The organism is Pseudomonas sp. PB105 (assembly GCF_009764655.1).
GTDB classification, from domain to species: Bacteria; Pseudomonadota; Gammaproteobacteria; order Pseudomonadales; family Pseudomonadaceae; genus Aquipseudomonas; species Aquipseudomonas cyclaminis.
This window is the reverse complement of sequence record NZ_RWIO01000095.1, coordinates 1-15,407: the sequence shown is the minus strand read 5'-3', so window position 1 is coordinate 15,407 and position 15,407 is coordinate 1. Positions and strand designations below refer to the sequence as shown.

13 protein-coding genes and 2 pseudogenes are annotated in these 15,407 nt (G+C 59.8%); 11 read left to right on the top strand and 4 right to left on the bottom strand.

Annotated features, from left to right (window positions below; translation table 11 throughout):
* The first annotated feature begins 158 nt into the window (after positions 1-158).
* The 4 genes from EJD88_RS26240 (at position 159) to EJD88_RS26225 (ending at position 4,356) form a co-directional block, all read left to right on the top strand.
* Positions 159-1,034: an urea transporter gene (locus EJD88_RS26240; protein WP_158879343.1), complete on the top strand. Its 876-nt coding sequence runs from the start codon at positions 159-161 to the stop codon at positions 1,032-1,034.
* A gap of 31 nt (positions 1,035-1,065) precedes the next feature.
* Positions 1,066-1,890 carry an ion transporter gene (locus EJD88_RS26235; RefSeq protein ID WP_099586761.1) on the top strand — a complete coding sequence of 275 codons (825 nt, stop codon included), beginning with the start codon at positions 1,066-1,068 and terminating at the stop codon, positions 1,888-1,890.
* A 96-nt stretch (positions 1,891-1,986) separates the two neighbouring features.
* Complete coding sequence (locus tag EJD88_RS26230) at positions 1,987-2,991, top strand: sulfate ABC transporter substrate-binding protein (RefSeq protein ID WP_099586762.1); 1,005 nt, start codon at positions 1,987-1,989, stop codon at positions 2,989-2,991.
* 168 nt (positions 2,992-3,159) lie between these two features.
* Positions 3,160-4,356 (top strand): MFS transporter, encoded by a 1,197-nt coding sequence (locus tag EJD88_RS26225; protein ID WP_099586763.1) that lies wholly within the window; start codon positions 3,160-3,162, stop codon positions 4,354-4,356.
* Between the two features lie 23 nt (positions 4,357-4,379).
* Here the strand turns inward: EJD88_RS26225 and EJD88_RS26220 are convergent, their stop codons facing one another.
* From EJD88_RS26220 to EJD88_RS26205, 4 genes and pseudogenes are all read right to left on the bottom strand, one after another.
* Positions 4,380-4,784 (bottom strand): type II toxin-antitoxin system HicB family antitoxin, encoded by a 405-nt coding sequence (locus EJD88_RS26220; protein ID WP_158879342.1) that lies wholly within the window; start codon positions 4,782-4,784, stop codon positions 4,380-4,382.
* Between the two features lie 161 nt (positions 4,785-4,945).
* Positions 4,946-5,518, bottom strand: coding sequence for a phosphonate metabolism protein/1,5-bisphosphokinase (PRPP-forming) PhnN (gene phnN, locus EJD88_RS26215; RefSeq protein ID WP_158879341.1), 573 nt, complete (start codon positions 5,516-5,518; stop codon positions 4,946-4,948).
* Between the two features lie 602 nt (positions 5,519-6,120).
* Positions 6,121-6,222, bottom strand: a pseudogene (locus EJD88_RS26210) (transposase); the annotation flags it as partial.
* Positions 6,219-6,311 (bottom strand): annotated as a pseudogene (locus EJD88_RS26205) (phosphonate metabolism protein/1,5-bisphosphokinase (PRPP-forming) PhnN); the annotation flags it as partial. The pseudogenes EJD88_RS26205 and EJD88_RS26210, both read right to left, overlap by 4 nt.
* 343 nt (positions 6,312-6,654) lie before the next feature.
* Between EJD88_RS26205 and EJD88_RS26200 the strand changes: the two are divergent.
* From EJD88_RS26200 to EJD88_RS26170, 7 genes are all read left to right on the top strand, one after another.
* Entirely contained in the window at positions 6,655-8,088 is a 1,434-nt protein-coding gene (locus EJD88_RS26200) for an FAD-binding oxidoreductase (protein WP_158879340.1), read from the top strand.
* Positions 8,085-8,945 (top strand): HemK/PrmC family methyltransferase, encoded by an 861-nt coding sequence (locus EJD88_RS26195; protein ID WP_044273103.1) that lies wholly within the window; start codon positions 8,085-8,087, stop codon positions 8,943-8,945. The genes EJD88_RS26200 and EJD88_RS26195 overlap by 4 nt, the downstream gene beginning before the upstream one ends.
* 13 nt (positions 8,946-8,958) lie before the next feature.
* On the top strand, positions 8,959-10,230 hold the full coding sequence (locus tag EJD88_RS26190; RefSeq protein WP_158879339.1) for an aminotransferase class I/II-fold pyridoxal phosphate-dependent enzyme: 1,272 nt from the start codon (positions 8,959-8,961) through the stop codon (positions 10,228-10,230).
* 45 nt (positions 10,231-10,275) lie between these two features.
* Positions 10,276-10,611 (top strand): chorismate mutase, encoded by a 336-nt coding sequence (locus EJD88_RS26185; protein WP_228391213.1) that lies wholly within the window; start codon positions 10,276-10,278, stop codon positions 10,609-10,611.
* Positions 10,608-12,677 (top strand): aminodeoxychorismate synthase component I, encoded by a 2,070-nt coding sequence (gene pabB / locus EJD88_RS26180; RefSeq protein ID WP_158879338.1) that lies wholly within the window; start codon positions 10,608-10,610, stop codon positions 12,675-12,677. The genes EJD88_RS26185 and pabB overlap by 4 nt, the downstream gene beginning before the upstream one ends.
* A complete protein-coding gene (locus EJD88_RS26175; RefSeq protein ID WP_158879337.1) occupies positions 12,674-13,546 on the top strand; it encodes a prephenate dehydrogenase dimerization domain-containing protein in 873 nt (290 codons plus the stop codon). Before pabB ends, EJD88_RS26175 begins: the two co-directional genes overlap by 4 nt.
* 70 nt (positions 13,547-13,616) lie before the next feature.
* Complete coding sequence (locus EJD88_RS26170; RefSeq protein WP_158879336.1) at positions 13,617-15,137, top strand: MFS transporter; 1,521 nt, start codon at positions 13,617-13,619, stop codon at positions 15,135-15,137.
* Positions 15,138-15,407: the final 270 nt, after the last annotated feature.

Here is a 15,407-nt window from a genome sequence, read left to right as displayed (position 1 = left end):
TGGCGGCCTTGAGCTTGAACTCACTCGAATAAGATTTACGCATATCCAAACACCTCAAATTTGGGCGCTATCATAGCGCCCGATTGAAGTGTCCAAAATCATTAGGCCAGTTCAGCTTGCCCCCGATGGGGACAACCCGGTCTCACTGAATACCCACCATGCACAACCAGACCTGCCCCGACTGGGCCGAAGCCCTGCTCAACGGCTTCAGCCAGATATTCCTCCAACGCCAACCGCTGTGCGGCCTGCTGTGTCTGCTGGCCATCCTGATCGGCGCTCCGGCCTTGCTCGGCGGTGCGCTGCTGGGTGGCGTAGCCGGTTTGCTCACGGCCCAGCGCCGGGGTTATCCCAAGGCTGAACGCCAAGCCGGTTTGTATAGCTATAACGGCGTATTGCTGGGCCTGTTGATCAGCCAGCATTTCGCCTGGTCGGCCCTGTTGCCGCCGCTGATCCTGGCGTGTGGCGGCTTGAGTGCGATCCTCACGCGGCAATGGCTCAAGCGCGCGACGCAACCGGATGACTTGCCCGCCTACACCGCGCCGTTTGTGCTTCTGGGTTGGATGCTGCTGGGCACTGCGGCGCCAAATACTTTCGCCCTGGGCGAGCCCGATGCGCTGGCATTCCTCAGCGCCCCCTTCACTGGCCTGGCGCAAATCATGCTGCTGGACCAGCCCCTGGCCGGCGTGCTGATTGCCCTTGGCCTGTGGCTGGCCAACCGCCGCGCAGCCCGCTGGGCCTTGATCGGCGCCAGCGCCGGCGTGCTGATCGGCGTGCTGCTGGATGACAGCACCGGCGCCCTCCTCGGCCTGCACAGCTACAACCCGGCCCTCGCGGCCCTGGCCCTGAGCCCATTGCATCGCCAACCCTGGCTGCCGCTGCTCGGCATCCTACTGGCCAGCCTGCTCACGCCGGGCTTTGCCGCCCTGCACCTGCCCGCGCTCACTGCGCCGTTTATCCTCGCCTGCTGGCTGGTGCGCGCCGGTTGCCGCAGGCTTCAGAAACCGCGCATGGACAGCCCCTTCGAATCCCCCTAGGCTTGCTCGATCTTCGATTCGGGCGGGATTTATGGACAGCAACAACGACTGGCGCCAGCGGCTCTACGTCATGATTTTCCAGAGTGACACCCTGGCCGGGCGGCGCTTTGACGGCATCCTGCTGCTGATCATCCTCGCCAGCCTGGTGATCGTGATGCTCGACAGCATCGACCAGGTGCACCAGAACTACGCCGATATGCTGGCGTATATCGAGTGGGGCTTCACCGTCATCTTCCTGATCGAGTACGGCTTGCGCCTGTATTGCTCGCCCAAGCCCTTGCGCTATGCCTTCAGCTTTTACGGGCTGGTGGATCTGCTCGCCATTGTGCCCGGCATCCTGGCGCTGTATTACAGCGACGCGCAGTACCTGCTGATCATCCGCATCATCCGCATGTTGCGGATCTTCCGGGTGCTCAAGCTCAGCCCGTACCTCAAGCAGGCCAACTACCTGATGGCGGCGCTGCGCGGCAGCAAGCAGAAAATCGTGGTGTTCCTGGTGAGCGTGTGCACGCTGGTGACGGTGTTCGGCACCTTGATGTACGTGATCGAAGGCCCGGAACACGGGTTTACCAGCATTCCCAAGGGCATCTATTGGGCCATCGTGACGCTGACCACCGTGGGCTTTGGCGACATCGTGCCGAAGACGCCACTGGGCCAGGTGATTTCGTCACTGGTGATGATCACCGGTTACTCGATCATCGCCGTGCCCACCGGGATTTTCACCGCCGAGCTGGCCAGTGCCATGCGCGGTGAACAGCTGCAAACCGACTGCCCGGTGTGCAAGAAAAACAGCCACGAGCCCAACGCCGCGTTCTGTTCGCGTTGCGGCAGTAATCTTTTCAAGAAAGTGGAATAAGCAAAGTTCTTTTTAATCTTTAAGCGACTATGGCGCCCCGGCTATAGTCGCTGGCAAATGGCCTCACCCCTTCTTTCGAACAACAAGGAATGAGCAGTGAAAAAACTCGTTAGCGCCTCTCTCCTGGCCGCCGGCCTTGCCCTGGCGGGCGCCGTGCATGCCGCACCGGTCACACTGCTCAACGTCTCCTACGACGTCATGCGCGATTTCTACAAGGACTACAACGCCGCCTTCCAGAAACATTGGGACGCCGAGCACCCGAACGACAAATTGACCCTGCAAATGTCCTTCGGCGGTTCCAGCAAACAAGCCCGCTCGGTGATCGACGGCCTGCCGGCTGACGTGATCACCATGAACATGGCCACCGACATCAATGCCCTCGCCGACAACGGCAAACTGGTGCCGGACAACTGGGTCACGCGCTTGCCGAACAACAGCGCGCCGTTCACTTCCGCCACCGTGTTCATCGTGCGCAAAGGCAACCCCAAGGCCCTGAAAGATTGGCCGGATCTGCTCAAGGACGGCGTGCAAGTGATCGTGCCCAACCCGAAGACCTCGGGTAATGGCCGCTACACCTACCTGTCGGCCTGGGGTTATGTGCTCAAGAACGGCGGCGATGAAGAGAAAGCCAAGACCTTCGTCGGCAAGCTATTCAAGCAAGCGCCAGTGCTCGATACCGGTGGCCGCGCCGCCACCACCACGTTCATGACCAACCAGATTGGCGACGTGCTGGTGACCTTCGAGAACGAAGCTGAAATGATCGCCCGTGAATTTGGCCGTGATCAGTTCGAAGTCATCTACCCAAGTGTCTCCGCCGAAGCCGAGCCGCCAGTGTCGGTGGTTGACAAAGTGGTCGACAAGAAAGGCACCCGCGTGGCCGCCGAAGACTACTTGAAGTACCTGTGGTCACCTGAAGGCCAGGAAATTGCTGCCAACAACTACCTGCGCCCACGTGATCCGAAAGTGCTGGCCAAGTACACCGACCGCTTCCCGAAAGTCGACTTCCTGTCGGTGGAGAAGACCTTTGGTGACTGGCGCACGGTGCAGAAGACTCACTTCAATGATGGTGGGGTTTTTGACCAGATCTACTCCGGTCAGTAACTGAACAATGTGGGAGGGCCGTTGCGACGATTCGACTTGCCCCCTCCCACATTTGTTTCTAGATGTATCATCAGCCAGCATAAGTGATATCACCCCAAGCGCCCTACCCGCGCTGACGCCTTGCCTTTATTCTCGCTCGCCATCCTCCTTCGCTTTTATGAGACAACCATGAATGCCACCCCCCACGCTGCAAGCACCATGACCCGCGGGATGGTGATGCTGTTTGCGTTCTGCTGTGGCGCCATCGTCGCCAACATTTACTACGCACAACCGATCATCGAACTGATCGCCCCGGACATCGGCCTTACGCCAGCCATGGCCAGCCTGATCGTGTCGCTGACGCAGATCGGTTATGCCTTGGGGCTGTTCTTCCTGGTGCCGTTGGGCGACCTGCTGGAAAACCGCAAGCTGATGATCCTCACCACCGTGGTGGCCATCGCCAGCCTGCTGGGCGCAGCGTTCACCGAACAGCCGAACCTGTTCCTGCTGGTGTCGCTGCTGATCGGTTTCAGTTCGGTGTCGGTGCAGATCCTGATCCCGCTGGCCGCGCACCTGGCGCCCGCTGAGTCCCGTGGCCGCGTGGTCGGCAGCATCATGGGCGGTTTGCTGCTGGGTATCCTGCTGGCACGGCCGGTGTCCAGCGTCGTGGCGGACCACTTCGGCTGGCGTGCGATGTTCATGGCCGCGGCGGGGTTGATGGCGTTTATCAGCGTGGTGTTGATGCTCACGATCCCCAAGCGCCAACCCGATCACAGCGCCAGTTACGGCCAATTGCTGGGCTCGCTGGGCACTTTGTTGCGGCGCCAGCCGGTGCTGCGCCAACGCGCGTTTTATCAAGGCTGCATGTTCGCCGCCTTCAGTCTGTTCTGGACCGCCGTGCCCCTGGAACTCGCACGTAATCATGGCCTGAGCCAGAGCGAAATCGCGCTGTTCGCCCTGGTCGGCGCACTGGGCGCCGTCGCCGCGCCCATCGCCGGGCGCCTGGCGGATGCCGGTCACACTCACCGCGCTTCGTTGCTGGCGATGCTGCTCGCGGTGTTGAGCTTCCTGCCTGCGTTTGTGCATCCGCTGTACAGCGTGATCGGCCTGGCGGTAACCGGTGTGGTCCTGGACTTCTGCGTGCAGATGAACATGGTCCTCGGCCAACGCGCCGTCTACGCACTCGACGCCCATAGCCGCAGCCGTTTGAACGCGCTGTACATGACCAGCATCTTCATCGGCGGCGCTTTCGGTTCGGCGATTGCCAGCAGCGTCTATGAGCACGGCGGTTGGCTGGGGGTGATACTGGTGGGGAGTGCATTCCCGCTGGTGGCGTTATTGCGTTTCGTCAGTGCCTCGCGCCAGACGTCGGTGGCCACCGCCTGAGGGGACGGCACACCGGGCGCCGATCAAGAACGCACTAGTTTTTCCAACGCGGCATCCGCCAGAAATGACGAGCGACTTTTGACTTTGTGCTCCCGCACGTAACGGTCGATGCGTTGAATGACATAACCGGGCAAGGTCACATTGACCTTCTCGGTCTTGCCCAGGTAGGGCGAGATGTCCAACTCCAGCATCCCCCAGCCCATCCCCGCGTAGTCCTCATGGGCTTGATGGGTCGCGACTGACGTTGGCATCGGAATCGTCGCACCCTGCGCGGCGATCTCCTGCAGCAGGATGTGCGCCACTTCCACGGCAGCGTTGTAAGCCTCTTCAAAACTGTCCCCGGCGGTGACAGCGCCTGGGATATCGGGGATCTGAATACCGGTGGCGGTAAAGTCATCGCCCCATTCGATACAGATTGGGTATTGCATGAATGCTCTCCTTAAAACTGAAACAACCCGGCGCGTTTTCTGATAAAAGCAACCCTAGAGTTATATTCACTCAAGCACAGAATGCGTCAGCCCGACTGACGGGTGTTTTACCGTATGTTGAGCGAGGGCCAGTAACCGAATGAGCCGGCGCCGGAACAGCGTCAGGCGCAGACCGAATGCCCAAGGTCCAGGCAGCACAGCAAGCGGTCGACGGTATGCTCCAGGGGGCCGGAGTTATCCAGCACGAATAACCCCGAACTATTGCCGGCGATCAGCGCTTGGGTAAACCGCGCATTGCGCGCCAGGCGTTCCTCGATATCCGCCAGGGATTCACGGCCCCGCGCGATCAAGCGCTGGCGCAGCTCGGCTTGATCCACGGTCAACAGCAGCACCAGCAACTGCGGATAACGTGCGCGAGCCTGCGCCAAGTGCGCACGCGAGCCGTTGACCAGCACGTCCTCCCCCGACGCGAGCCAGGCGTCGATATCCTTGGGAATGCCGTAGGACAACCCATTGGCGTGCCAACTGAGGGCAAACGCGCCTTCGGCGTCCAGCGCGGCAAACTGCTCCGGGCTCACGCCCTGGGCCGCTTCGCCCACCGCTTCGGCCGAACGGGTGATGACCCTTCGCACAATGCGGCAGCCACGCTCGGTCAGGCGCGCACGGGCGGCATCCAGCAGGCTGTCTTTGCCTGAGCCCGATGGACCGATGAGATAGATCAACCTGCCCGCCATCAAAACACCTTCTTCGCCTGTTGCCAGATTTGTTGCAGTACCGGCTGGGCCGGATGGTAGCCACTGGAAAGTATATCCACTAATCCTTCCCATCAACGTGCCGCTTTCACCGGCTGCAAAGGTGAGAAACCGGACTTGGCCTACAGCAGCCGCACGGGCAGGTACTCATACTGCCGGCCGAGCGGCACGCAGCGGGGCTGCCCCGCCGGGTTTCCATCCCCCGGACGCCTCGTCTGCGTGCAGCTCGCCCTCTTGTATATCCGTAAAGCTCCCGCGTCACGGGCACAGTGTTCGCCCTTAGCATCAGGGCAAGCACCACTTCCACATTTGTTCGGTTGTGTTTGGAATAACGGATTTCAATTCAAAAAAAGGCGACCCCCACAGACTGTGTGAAAACCTAGCAATCTGCCGGCCGGTTAAACAAAATGCCTGTATCGCAAGATACGGGCATTTTGCTTATGCGCTATATCCAAGGTGATGGGCGCCCATCAGTTGATGGCATTGATGGGCTGAAAGGCCCTTTTTTCGTGCCTCCTGTTAGAAAAACCAATGCCCCGACAAGTCGGGGCATTGGTTTTTGACCTTGGCAGGCTGTGTTTTCACACAGTCTGCAACGCCTCCGGTATTCCTTTGAGGCCATCCGTGACGGCGATCAGGACATCTTCAACGCCACGAGTCTTGAGGTCGTTGAACACCTTCATCCACGCTCGACCAGGCGTGGGCGCGCGACGTCCAGCAGGCTGTCCTTGCCCGAACCCGATGGCCCGATGAGACAGATCAACCTGCCCGCCATTCAAAACACCCTCTTCGCTTGTCTTCAGACCTGTAACGGCGCCTCGGTGTCAGTTCCCCACGCGTCGAGCGTCGTAGACGCTGGAAAGTATTTCCAGCCAACAGACCCTTGCAGGCCGGCGCCGGCCACGTTACCCGAGTGTGACCCACCGCGCACCACGCGCGGCACCTGCACCCAGGCTTTCCGGGCTTGTTCGAGTAAATATGTGAATTTGTAACAACGATACAACATGAAACAAATGCTCGATGGTCGCCCCTTCTCACAATCTATAAAAAGCTCAGCACGTTCCTACATGGGAATGTTTTTCATCCTACAGCTGACAGTTTAAACAAGGATCTAGAACATGGAGTTCGACGTAATTGTAGTAGGCGCAGGCGCCATTGGCGGTTCTATCGCGTATGAACTGAGTGCACGGGGCTTGAAGGTTTGCCGGGTCGGTGAGACCGCCCGCACCAACGCTGCATCCAAGGCAGCCGGTGCCATGAATGGCTGTTTTGGCGAAGTCACCAGCGGCCTGTTGGCCAGCGAGCATGGCCGCCTCAAACTCAATATGGATCGTCAGGCACAAGACCTCTGGCCCGCCTGGGCCGAACGCCTGGCCGCCGACTCCGGCATCAGCACCCCGCTGTTCAGTGCCAGCGGCACTCATGTGTTGCTCAACAGTGCCGGCATGGACGAAGTCGATACGGTCAACTACGAAGCCATCGAGCACACACTGCAAGCCTATGGGGAACAGTACGAAACCATTGATCCAAGAGCCATGGAATGGCTGGCACCGGATCATCTCGTACGTCCGCTGCGCGGGCTGTTTATCCCCAATGAACACGCCGTTGATTCGCACTTGCTACTGGAAAAGCTCGACGCCGCGCTGCTCGCCAACCATGGCACCTTGATCAATGAGAACGCCCGCCGGGTGATCGCCGAAGGCGCAATCGCCACAGGGGTGGAGCTGCTCAGCGGTGAGGTGCTGTGGGGGAAAAAGGTGGTAGTGGCTGCCGGTGTTCAGTCTCTGGACCTGCTCAGCGAGTTCGACACGCTCGTCAACAAAATCCCACCGTTGTTCAGCGGATATGGCGTGTCCATTCTGGTCAAGCTGCCTGAGGGCATGGCGTTACCCCAATCGGTGATCCGCACCCCCAATCGCGCGTTTGCCTGTGGCCTGCATTGCGTGCCACGTGGTGACGGCGTGCTGTACCTGGGCGCGACCAATATCCTGTCCGAGCGCCCCAAGCACCGTGCGCTGATTTCGGATGTACAGTTTTTGCTCGATTGCGCCGTCGACCAATTGAACCTTGACCTGCACAGTGCCGAAATTATTTCGATCCAAGTGGGCAACCGTCCCATTCCAGCCGACGGCTTCCCTCTGATCGGCGAATGCGGCATGCAAGGGCTGTGGCTGGCAACCGGGACATACCGTGATGGCCTGCACCAATCGCCGCTGCTGGCAGCCTACATCGCCGACTGTTTGACCGGCGTCAAGAGCACCGGCCTGGACTTGAGCACCTTCAATCCTGTGCGCGCCCCACTGACCGGGCTTGCTCGCGAGCTGACGGTTGGCGAAACCGTCAAGCAGATGTTTGCCACCGGTTATGAATATCGCTGGGACGTAAAACCTTACTGGCTGCCCATTCTCGATAAAGGACTGTCGAGCAATTACCAGCAACTGATCGATGAACTGCACCCCTCGTTCACTCCCCCTCCGGAGCTGGTCGCATTCTCCTACCTCTATGAGTCCATGCGCGTGAAGCTGGCGCAGTACTACAAGGAGTGGTCATGAGTCTGGGCAAACAGGAGCAGGAGGCGATCGCCCTGGCCCGCGTGCAGCTGGAAGCGGCCGGCGTGTGGGACCCGGACAATGACCTGGATAGCCTGGTCGATCGCTTTATCGTGCGTGCCGACAAACAGCGCGCACTGGATGAGTTCAGGCTGGCGGTCAGCGAGCGCTGCAATCGGATTCCGTTGGGGCATATTGTCGGCACGGTCGCGTTCGACGACCTGCCCCTGGTCGTGGGCAGCGGCGTATTTATCCCGCGCCCGCACAGCACGGTGATTCATAAGTGGCTGGACGATGCCCGACTGGCGACGGGAACCTGCGTGCTGGACCTTTGCGCCGGCAGCGGCGCCATTGGCCTGGCCATCGCCCGGCGCCGGCCAGACCTGCGGGTGACCTGCGTGGAGTTTGAAGACGTGGCTGTCCACTACCTCAAACGCAATATCGCCCGGTTGGCCACCCACGACGTGCATGTCAACGCGATGCAGGCGGATATCCGTGAAACCCCTGCATTCGCTGGCTTCAAGCACCAGGTCGGGCTGATTGTCGCCAACCCGCCGTACGTTCCTAGGCAAACGCAGTTACAGCCCGAATGGGGCAGCCATCATCCCTCGGCGGCCGTCTATTCAGGTGCCGATGGCCTGGACCTGACACGGCACATCATCGCCCTGGCGACCACTTTGCTGACACCTGAGGGATGGCTGGTGATCGAACACGGCGAGGATCAAGCATTCGCCGTTCGTGAATTGTTCCAACAGCACCACTTGCTTGACGTCAGCACTGTGATTGACCGTGAGTCATCAGACACCACAGGCACGTCCGTCATGACCGTGGGCCGCTTATCGAACGCTGTTCAAGCATAGGAGTTTTTGAGCCATGGATGCACACACCAAACCAGACTGGATGACCATTCGCCGTGACAACACCACCAGCGCCCTGGAGAGCGCCTATGCGGAGGGCCTCACGGGCCTCACCGTCGCGAGCCGTGAAGGCAAGCGTATCACCCTGGCGCAGGGCGGCACGTTCACCGAGTTCGTTTCCTGTTCTTATCTGGGCCTGGAAACCCATCCTGCACTGATCGACGCGGCGCACCAGGCACTGGGCACCTTTGGCCTGCACCTGTCCTCGTCACGCAGTGCCATGCGCCCGGTCTATTTGCCAGAACTGGAGTCGCTGCTCAGCCGCGTCTATAAAGGCTGCGGTGTCAGCGTGTTCACCTCCACCAGCAGCGTGCACCTTGGCGTACTGCCACTGTTGGGCAGCAATTCGCTCAAGGGCTATCCGATCAAAAAGCGCGCCCACTGGTTGATCGATAAAACCGCTCACGCCTCGATGCAGGTGCTGCGCGGCATTCTGCAGCAGTTTGGTGAAGTGACCCGTGTCGAGGCCACTGATCCGGAGTCGATGCGCGTGGCCTTGAAACACTGCGCTGATCGCCAGGAAACGCCGATTCTGTTGATCGACGGTATCGGCTCGATGAGCGGCCTGGTGCCCATCGCGCACCTCGCGCGCCAACTGGCGGACGCCGCAGGCTACCTGTATGTGGATGATGCCCACGGCATCTCGATCGCAGGGCGTCATGGTGCTGGCTACGCCCTGGCGGCGGTAGATAACCAGTTGCCGCACAACATGATCCTGGCCGGTTCTTTGTCCAAGGCCTTTGGCGGAGCGGGCGGGTTTGTGGTGGTGAGTGACCCGCGGGACATCCCGTCGATACACACACTGGCCAACCCCCTGGTGTTCGGTCACTCGATCATGGTGCCAATGCTGGCCGCCAACGTGGCGGCCGCGAAGATTCACCTGAGCGACGAGATAGACAGCCTGCAAGACCGCCTGTGGAGCAACGTGCGCCTGTTTGATTCGCTGACCCACAATCGCCTGCTCAACGCCGGGGTTCAATCCCCGGTCAGAGGCGCATTCTTCGAAACCGAAGAAGACGGCCTGCAAGCCTGCCGGATCCTGCGCGACCACGGCATCCTCATGTTCCCGGTGTTCTACCCGATCATCGCCAAGGGAAAAGCCATGCTGCGCTTCGCCTTTTCGGCCAGCCACGGCGATCACGATATCCGGCAACTGGCCCAAGCCTTGAACGAGCTCACCCGTGCAGGCTTATGGAACGCCACTGCGCTACCCGAGGCCACCGCCTGACCCTTCACACACCCGCACTACGTCGTACACATCAAAGGAATGAATATGACACGGCACCAGCAAATTTCACGTGCAACTCCGTCCACCATCCTGCAACCCATGCGGGATCAGTTGGACCGGATCAACACCCACTTGGTCGACCTGCTTGGCGAACGCATGAGCGTGTGCATGGAGATCGCCGAACTCAAGGCGGCCCATGACATCCCCATGATGCAGCCCAAACGTATCGTTCAAGTGATGGATCAGCTCGCAAGCCACGCCTCGAAAGTCGGCTTGAGGCCCGATTACGTTCAGTCGGTGTTCAAGCTGATCATTGAGGAAACCTGCAACCAGGAAGAGCGGTTGATTCAGCAGCGCCTGGGCCAGGGGCAGCGCTCATGAAAATATTGCTGATTGATAATTTTGACTCCTTCACTCAGAACATCGCCCAATACCTGTACGAGGTCACAGGTGTGTGCGTCGATATCGTCACCAACAGCGTGGCGTACGAACACCTGCACATTGAACAATACGATGCCGTAGTGCTTTCACCGGGCCCTGGGCACCCGGGCGAGTACCTGGATTTTGGCGTGTGCGGGCAGGTTATCCTGTGCTCCCCGGTACCCTTGCTCGGCATTTGCCTGGGGCACCAGGGTATCGCCCAATTCCTTGGCGGAACCGTCGGCCACGCGCCCAACCCGGTGCACGGTTACCGCAGTAAAATCCAGCACGCCGGCAGTGGTTTGTTCCGCGACCTGCCAGAGCAGTTTGAAGTGGTGCGCTACCACTCCCTGATGTGTACCCATCTGCCTGAGGAGCTGCGCTGCACGGCGTGGACGGAGGAAGGTGTGGTGATGGCGATCGAGCACCAAAGCCGTCCGATCTGGGGCGTCCAGTTCCATCCTGAGTCCATCGACTCGGAGTATGGGCATGCGCTGCTCAGTAACTTCATCCGCATGGCACTTGAGCACAATGGGCGCCAGCGCGTGCCGACGCGACAGAGCCCGGCCAGTGCTCAATCGGCCAAGGAGCACTACGTCGCGGTAGGCGGTTTGCTCAACCTGCAATTGGCCTATCGAGTCCATTCGGCTGCGTGCGATCCATTGGCGCTGTTCACCACGCTTTATGCCAATGATCAGCATGCTTTCTGGCTCGACAGCGAAAAATCCGAACGGCCCAACGCGCGCTATTCAATCATGGGCAGCGGCCAGGCCCAGGGGGCTATTCGTCTAACCTATGACGTCAACAGCGAAACCCTCACACTCGAAGGCCCCAAAGGCAGCAGGCGTGTGTCGGGTGATTTCTTCACCCTGCTCGGCCAGCTCATCGAATCGGTCAACGTGGCAGTCCCGCAATACCTTCCGTTTGAATTCAAGGGTGGTTTTGTCGGGTACCTGGGGTATGAACTCAAGGCCCTGACCGGCGGGAACAAGGTCTATCGCTCCGGGCAACCGGATGCCGGCTTTATGTTGGCGCCGCATTTCTTCGTCTTCGACCACCATGACCAAAAGGTCTACGAGTGCCTGTTAAGCGCGACGGGCCAGCCCCCGCAGTGGCCGACGTTGCTGACCTCAATGCCAGCACCTCAGAGCGCCACGAACACACGGCGTTTTGTTCCCGGTGCAGTGAATGAACTTGAGCTGTCACTCGAAGACAGCCCCGACAGTTACATCCGTAAGGTCAAGCGGTCGCTGCAATACATCACCGATGGTGAATCCTATGAAATATGCCTGACCAACCGCGCGCGGATGAGCTACGACGGCGCGCCCCTCGCAGCCTATCGGAGAATGCGCGAAGCAAGCCCAGTACCTTATGGGGCCTATCTTTGCTTCGACAGCTTCAGCGTGCTGAGCGCATCACCCGAGACCTTTTTGAGAATCGATGAAGGCGGCCTGATCGAGTCCCGCCCCATCAAGGGCACCCGTGCACGCAGCAAAGACCCTGAGCAAGATCAGCGCCTGCGAGATGACTTGCACGCCTCGACCAAAGATCGCGCCGAGAACCTGATGATTGTCGATCTGGTACGCCATGATCTGAACCGCGTATGCCGTTCAGGGAGTGTGCATGTGCCGAATATTTTCGCCGTGGAGAGTTTTTCCTCGGTACACCAGCTCGTCTCTACGGTACGTGGACATCTACGCAGCGACATCTCGTCAATGGAGGCCATCAGAGCGTGCTTTCCGGGAGGCTCAATGACCGGTGCGCCGAAAAAGCGCACGATGGAAATCATCGATGGGCTGGAGACCTGTGCACGGGGTGTTTATTCCGGAGCGCTGGGCTGGATCTCCTTCAATGGCAGGGCGGAACTGAGCATCGTCATCCGCACAGCGGTATTGCATAAACAACAGGCTGAGTTCGGCATTGGCGGCGCCATCGTCGCCCACTCCGACCCGAAAGAAGAACTTGAAGAGACGCTGGTCAAGGCCAGCGTGCCGTATTACAGCTTTTGCGCAGGGAGCGACACATGAATACCCAAGCAGTAGTCGTATTAGGAGGCGCTGGCCTCATCGGCTCACTGATCAGCCGTATTCTCAAGCAATACGGATACATCGTGCGCGTCGTGGATCGCCGTCCGCCGGATTCCGACTGTGAGTTTCACGAAATGGACGTGACTCAACCGTTCAATCATTCAGGGGCTGTTTTTCGCGACGCCATCGCCGTGGTGTTCGCTCTGCCTGAAAGCGTCGCGGTCAGCGCGATTGCCTGGGTGACCCGGTGCTTGCCTTCAGACGCGGTAATGATCCCCACCTGCTCGGTGCAGGGCCCCTTTTTCAAAGCACTGAAAGCAGCGGCGCCGCAGCAAAGGTTTGTGGGCGTCAACCCCATGTTTTCGCCCAAGTTGTCCGTCCAGGGGCGCACGGTGGCGGTCTGCGTGGAAGACGTGCAAACCCCGCAATCCTTCATCGAACGGCATTTGATGGAGGCCGGGATGAAGGTCCGTCGAATGACGCCCGCCGCGCATGATGAGCTGATGGCCCTGTGTCAGGCCTTGCCCCATGCAGCCATTCTCGGATTCGGCATGGCCCTGGCCCAATCTTCGGTCGACCTGGACATCGTGGCAGAGGTCATGCCGCCGCCCATGCGTACCATGATGGCGCTGCTGTCGCGCATCCTGGTCAACCCGCCCGAGGTGTATTGGGACATACAACTGGAAAACGACCAGGCGACCGCTCAGCGTGAAGCGCTGGTGCAGGGCCTGGAGCGCCTGCGGGAAAACATCGTGGAGCAGGACTATGAGCGCTTCAGAAGCGATTTACAGAGTGTTTCAAAGGTCTTGGGCAAACGCTTGAATGCAGGCGCCGTGGACTGCCAGCATCTGTTTTCATTGCTGAACTGAACGATGACCTCGCCAGGGAATGGCGAGGTGTTTTTTTACAACTCGCCACTTTTCCAAGAAGGAGCCGGTGATGTCTTTAGCGGCTGATGAAGTAACACAACAACCACGCTCACGCCGGTGGTTGGCGCTCGCGATATTGATGCTGCCAGTCTTGCTGGTGACCGTGGATAACACCGTGCTGGGTTTTGCCCTGCCCAAAATCGCCGAGGCCCTGCACCCCAGTGCCAGCCAGCAATTGTGGATGATCGATGCCTACTCACTGGTGCTGGCAGGGTTGCTCATTTCCATGGGTAGCCTGGGTGATCGCAAAGGCCATCGCAAACTCCTGCTGATCGGCTCACTGGGCTTTACCCTGGTGTCGGTGATGACCGCTTATTCCAGCACCGCCACGCAGCTGGTCGCGGGACGGGCGTGCATGGGGATCTTCGGGGCAATGTTGATGCCGTCAACGTTGGCGTTGATTCGCTCAGTGTTCGACGACCGGGAAGAGCGTCGCCTGGCCGTGGCGATCTGGGCAACCACCTTGACCGTCGGTTCTGCGCTTGGGCCATTGGTCGGCGGCATACTGCTGGAGTTCTTCAACTGGGGGTCGATTTTTCTCCTGGCCGTGCCGGTGCTGGTGCCTCTGTTGATCCTCGGCCCCTGGCTGCTGCCTGAGTCCGAGCCGGACGCCTCGGGGCCGATGGACGTCATCAGCATTGTGCTCTCGATGGTCGCCCTCAGTGCCCTGGTGTACAGCATCAAGCATGTCGCCAGCGAAGGACCGGATGCCTGGGCACTGGCGACACTGGCCGTCGCAATCGTGAGCGGCTGGCAATTCGTACGCCGTCAGTTGCGCCTCCCTACCCCCTTGATGGACCTGAGCCTGTTTCGCAACAAGACGTTCAGCGGCTCGGTGACCATTAACCTGATGAGCCTGGCCTTCCTGATCGGTTTCGTGTTCTTTGCCACGCAATTGCTGCAAATCGTCCTGGGCATGTCGCCCTTGAACGCCAGCCTGGCGCTGATACCGGGCCAGCTCATGGCGATTGTGGTGGGGATCCTGATAGTCCCGGTCGCCCAGCGCGTATCGGTCAATGTCCTGATTCCCATCCTGCTGGCCTTCACTGCCGGCGCGTTTTTGCTGGTCGCCAGCCTCGGCAGCAGTTTGACGGTGATCGTGGTTGCGTTTGCCTTGTTGAACATTGGCGTGGGTGCCATCGCCACGGTCTCTAACGACGTGATCCTGTCGGCCGCACCGGCCAACAAGGCAGGAGCCGCGTCAGCCATCAGCGAGACGGCCTATGAAGTCGGGGTAGTACTCGGCACCACCGTGCTCGGTGGCCTGGTGACGGCGTACTACCGCGGCACGCTGCACCTACCGGACTTCTTGACCCCGGTGCAAATGCACCTGGCAAGCGAAACCTTGGCAGGCGCCCACGCAATTTCGACCACCCTGGTTCACGACCAGGCCAGTGAAGTCATGGGCAACGCTATACAGGCATTTGTCGCAGGGACTCAACTGATGGCGTGGGCCACCTTCAGCTTGGCGGTGCTGGCCATCGTCATCGCCCGGCGCACATTGAAGGCACAGGAGGCAGCGTCGGTGTGACGTGGGTGCGGGCGGGCGAACCAAGTGCAACTTGAATTCGGGGGTAACCCGGCAGGACGCCTGGTTAGATCCAACATCCCGATCGACTGTCAGGCCGCCTTCGCAGGCAAGCCCGCTCCCACAGTTGATAGCCTTTCAAATCGTGTCTAGTCCTGAAATAGGTTTACACCTGTTTGAGTCTCAAAACGCCTGATGCACCGCATCGGGCGTTTTGTATTTCAGGGATAAGTGCGGCCGCTCCCCGTTGTAGATCAGCACCGACTCATCCAC

Bases quoted from the DNA above. Each gene is read 5' to 3' on its own strand.
- EJD88_RS26240 (WP_158879343.1), top strand. From the start codon at position 159: ATGCACAACCAGACCTGCCCCGACTGGGCCGAAGCCCTGCTCAACGGC.
- EJD88_RS26235 (WP_099586761.1), top strand. From the start codon at position 1,066: ATGGACAGCAACAACGACTGGCGCCAGCGGCTCTACGTCATGATTTTC.
- EJD88_RS26225 (WP_099586763.1), top strand. From the start codon at position 3,160: ATGAATGCCACCCCCCACGCTGCAAGCACCATGACCCGCGGGATGGTG.
- EJD88_RS26220 (WP_158879342.1), bottom strand. From the start codon at position 4,784: ATGCAATACCCAATCTGTATCGAATGGGGCGATGACTTTACCGCCACC.
- phnN (WP_158879341.1), bottom strand. From the start codon at position 5,518: ATGGCGGGCAGGTTGATCTATCTCATCGGTCCATCGGGCTCAGGCAAA.
- EJD88_RS26200 (WP_158879340.1), top strand. From the start codon at position 6,655: ATGGAGTTCGACGTAATTGTAGTAGGCGCAGGCGCCATTGGCGGTTCT.
- EJD88_RS26195 (WP_044273103.1), top strand. From the start codon at position 8,085: ATGAGTCTGGGCAAACAGGAGCAGGAGGCGATCGCCCTGGCCCGCGTG.
- EJD88_RS26190 (WP_158879339.1), top strand. From the start codon at position 8,959: ATGGATGCACACACCAAACCAGACTGGATGACCATTCGCCGTGACAAC.
- EJD88_RS26185 (WP_228391213.1), top strand. From the start codon at position 10,276: ATGACACGGCACCAGCAAATTTCACGTGCAACTCCGTCCACCATCCTG.
- pabB (WP_158879338.1), top strand. From the start codon at position 10,608: ATGAAAATATTGCTGATTGATAATTTTGACTCCTTCACTCAGAACATC.
- EJD88_RS26175 (WP_158879337.1), top strand. From the start codon at position 12,674: ATGAATACCCAAGCAGTAGTCGTATTAGGAGGCGCTGGCCTCATCGGC.
- EJD88_RS26170 (WP_158879336.1), top strand. From the start codon at position 13,617: ATGTCTTTAGCGGCTGATGAAGTAACACAACAACCACGCTCACGCCGG.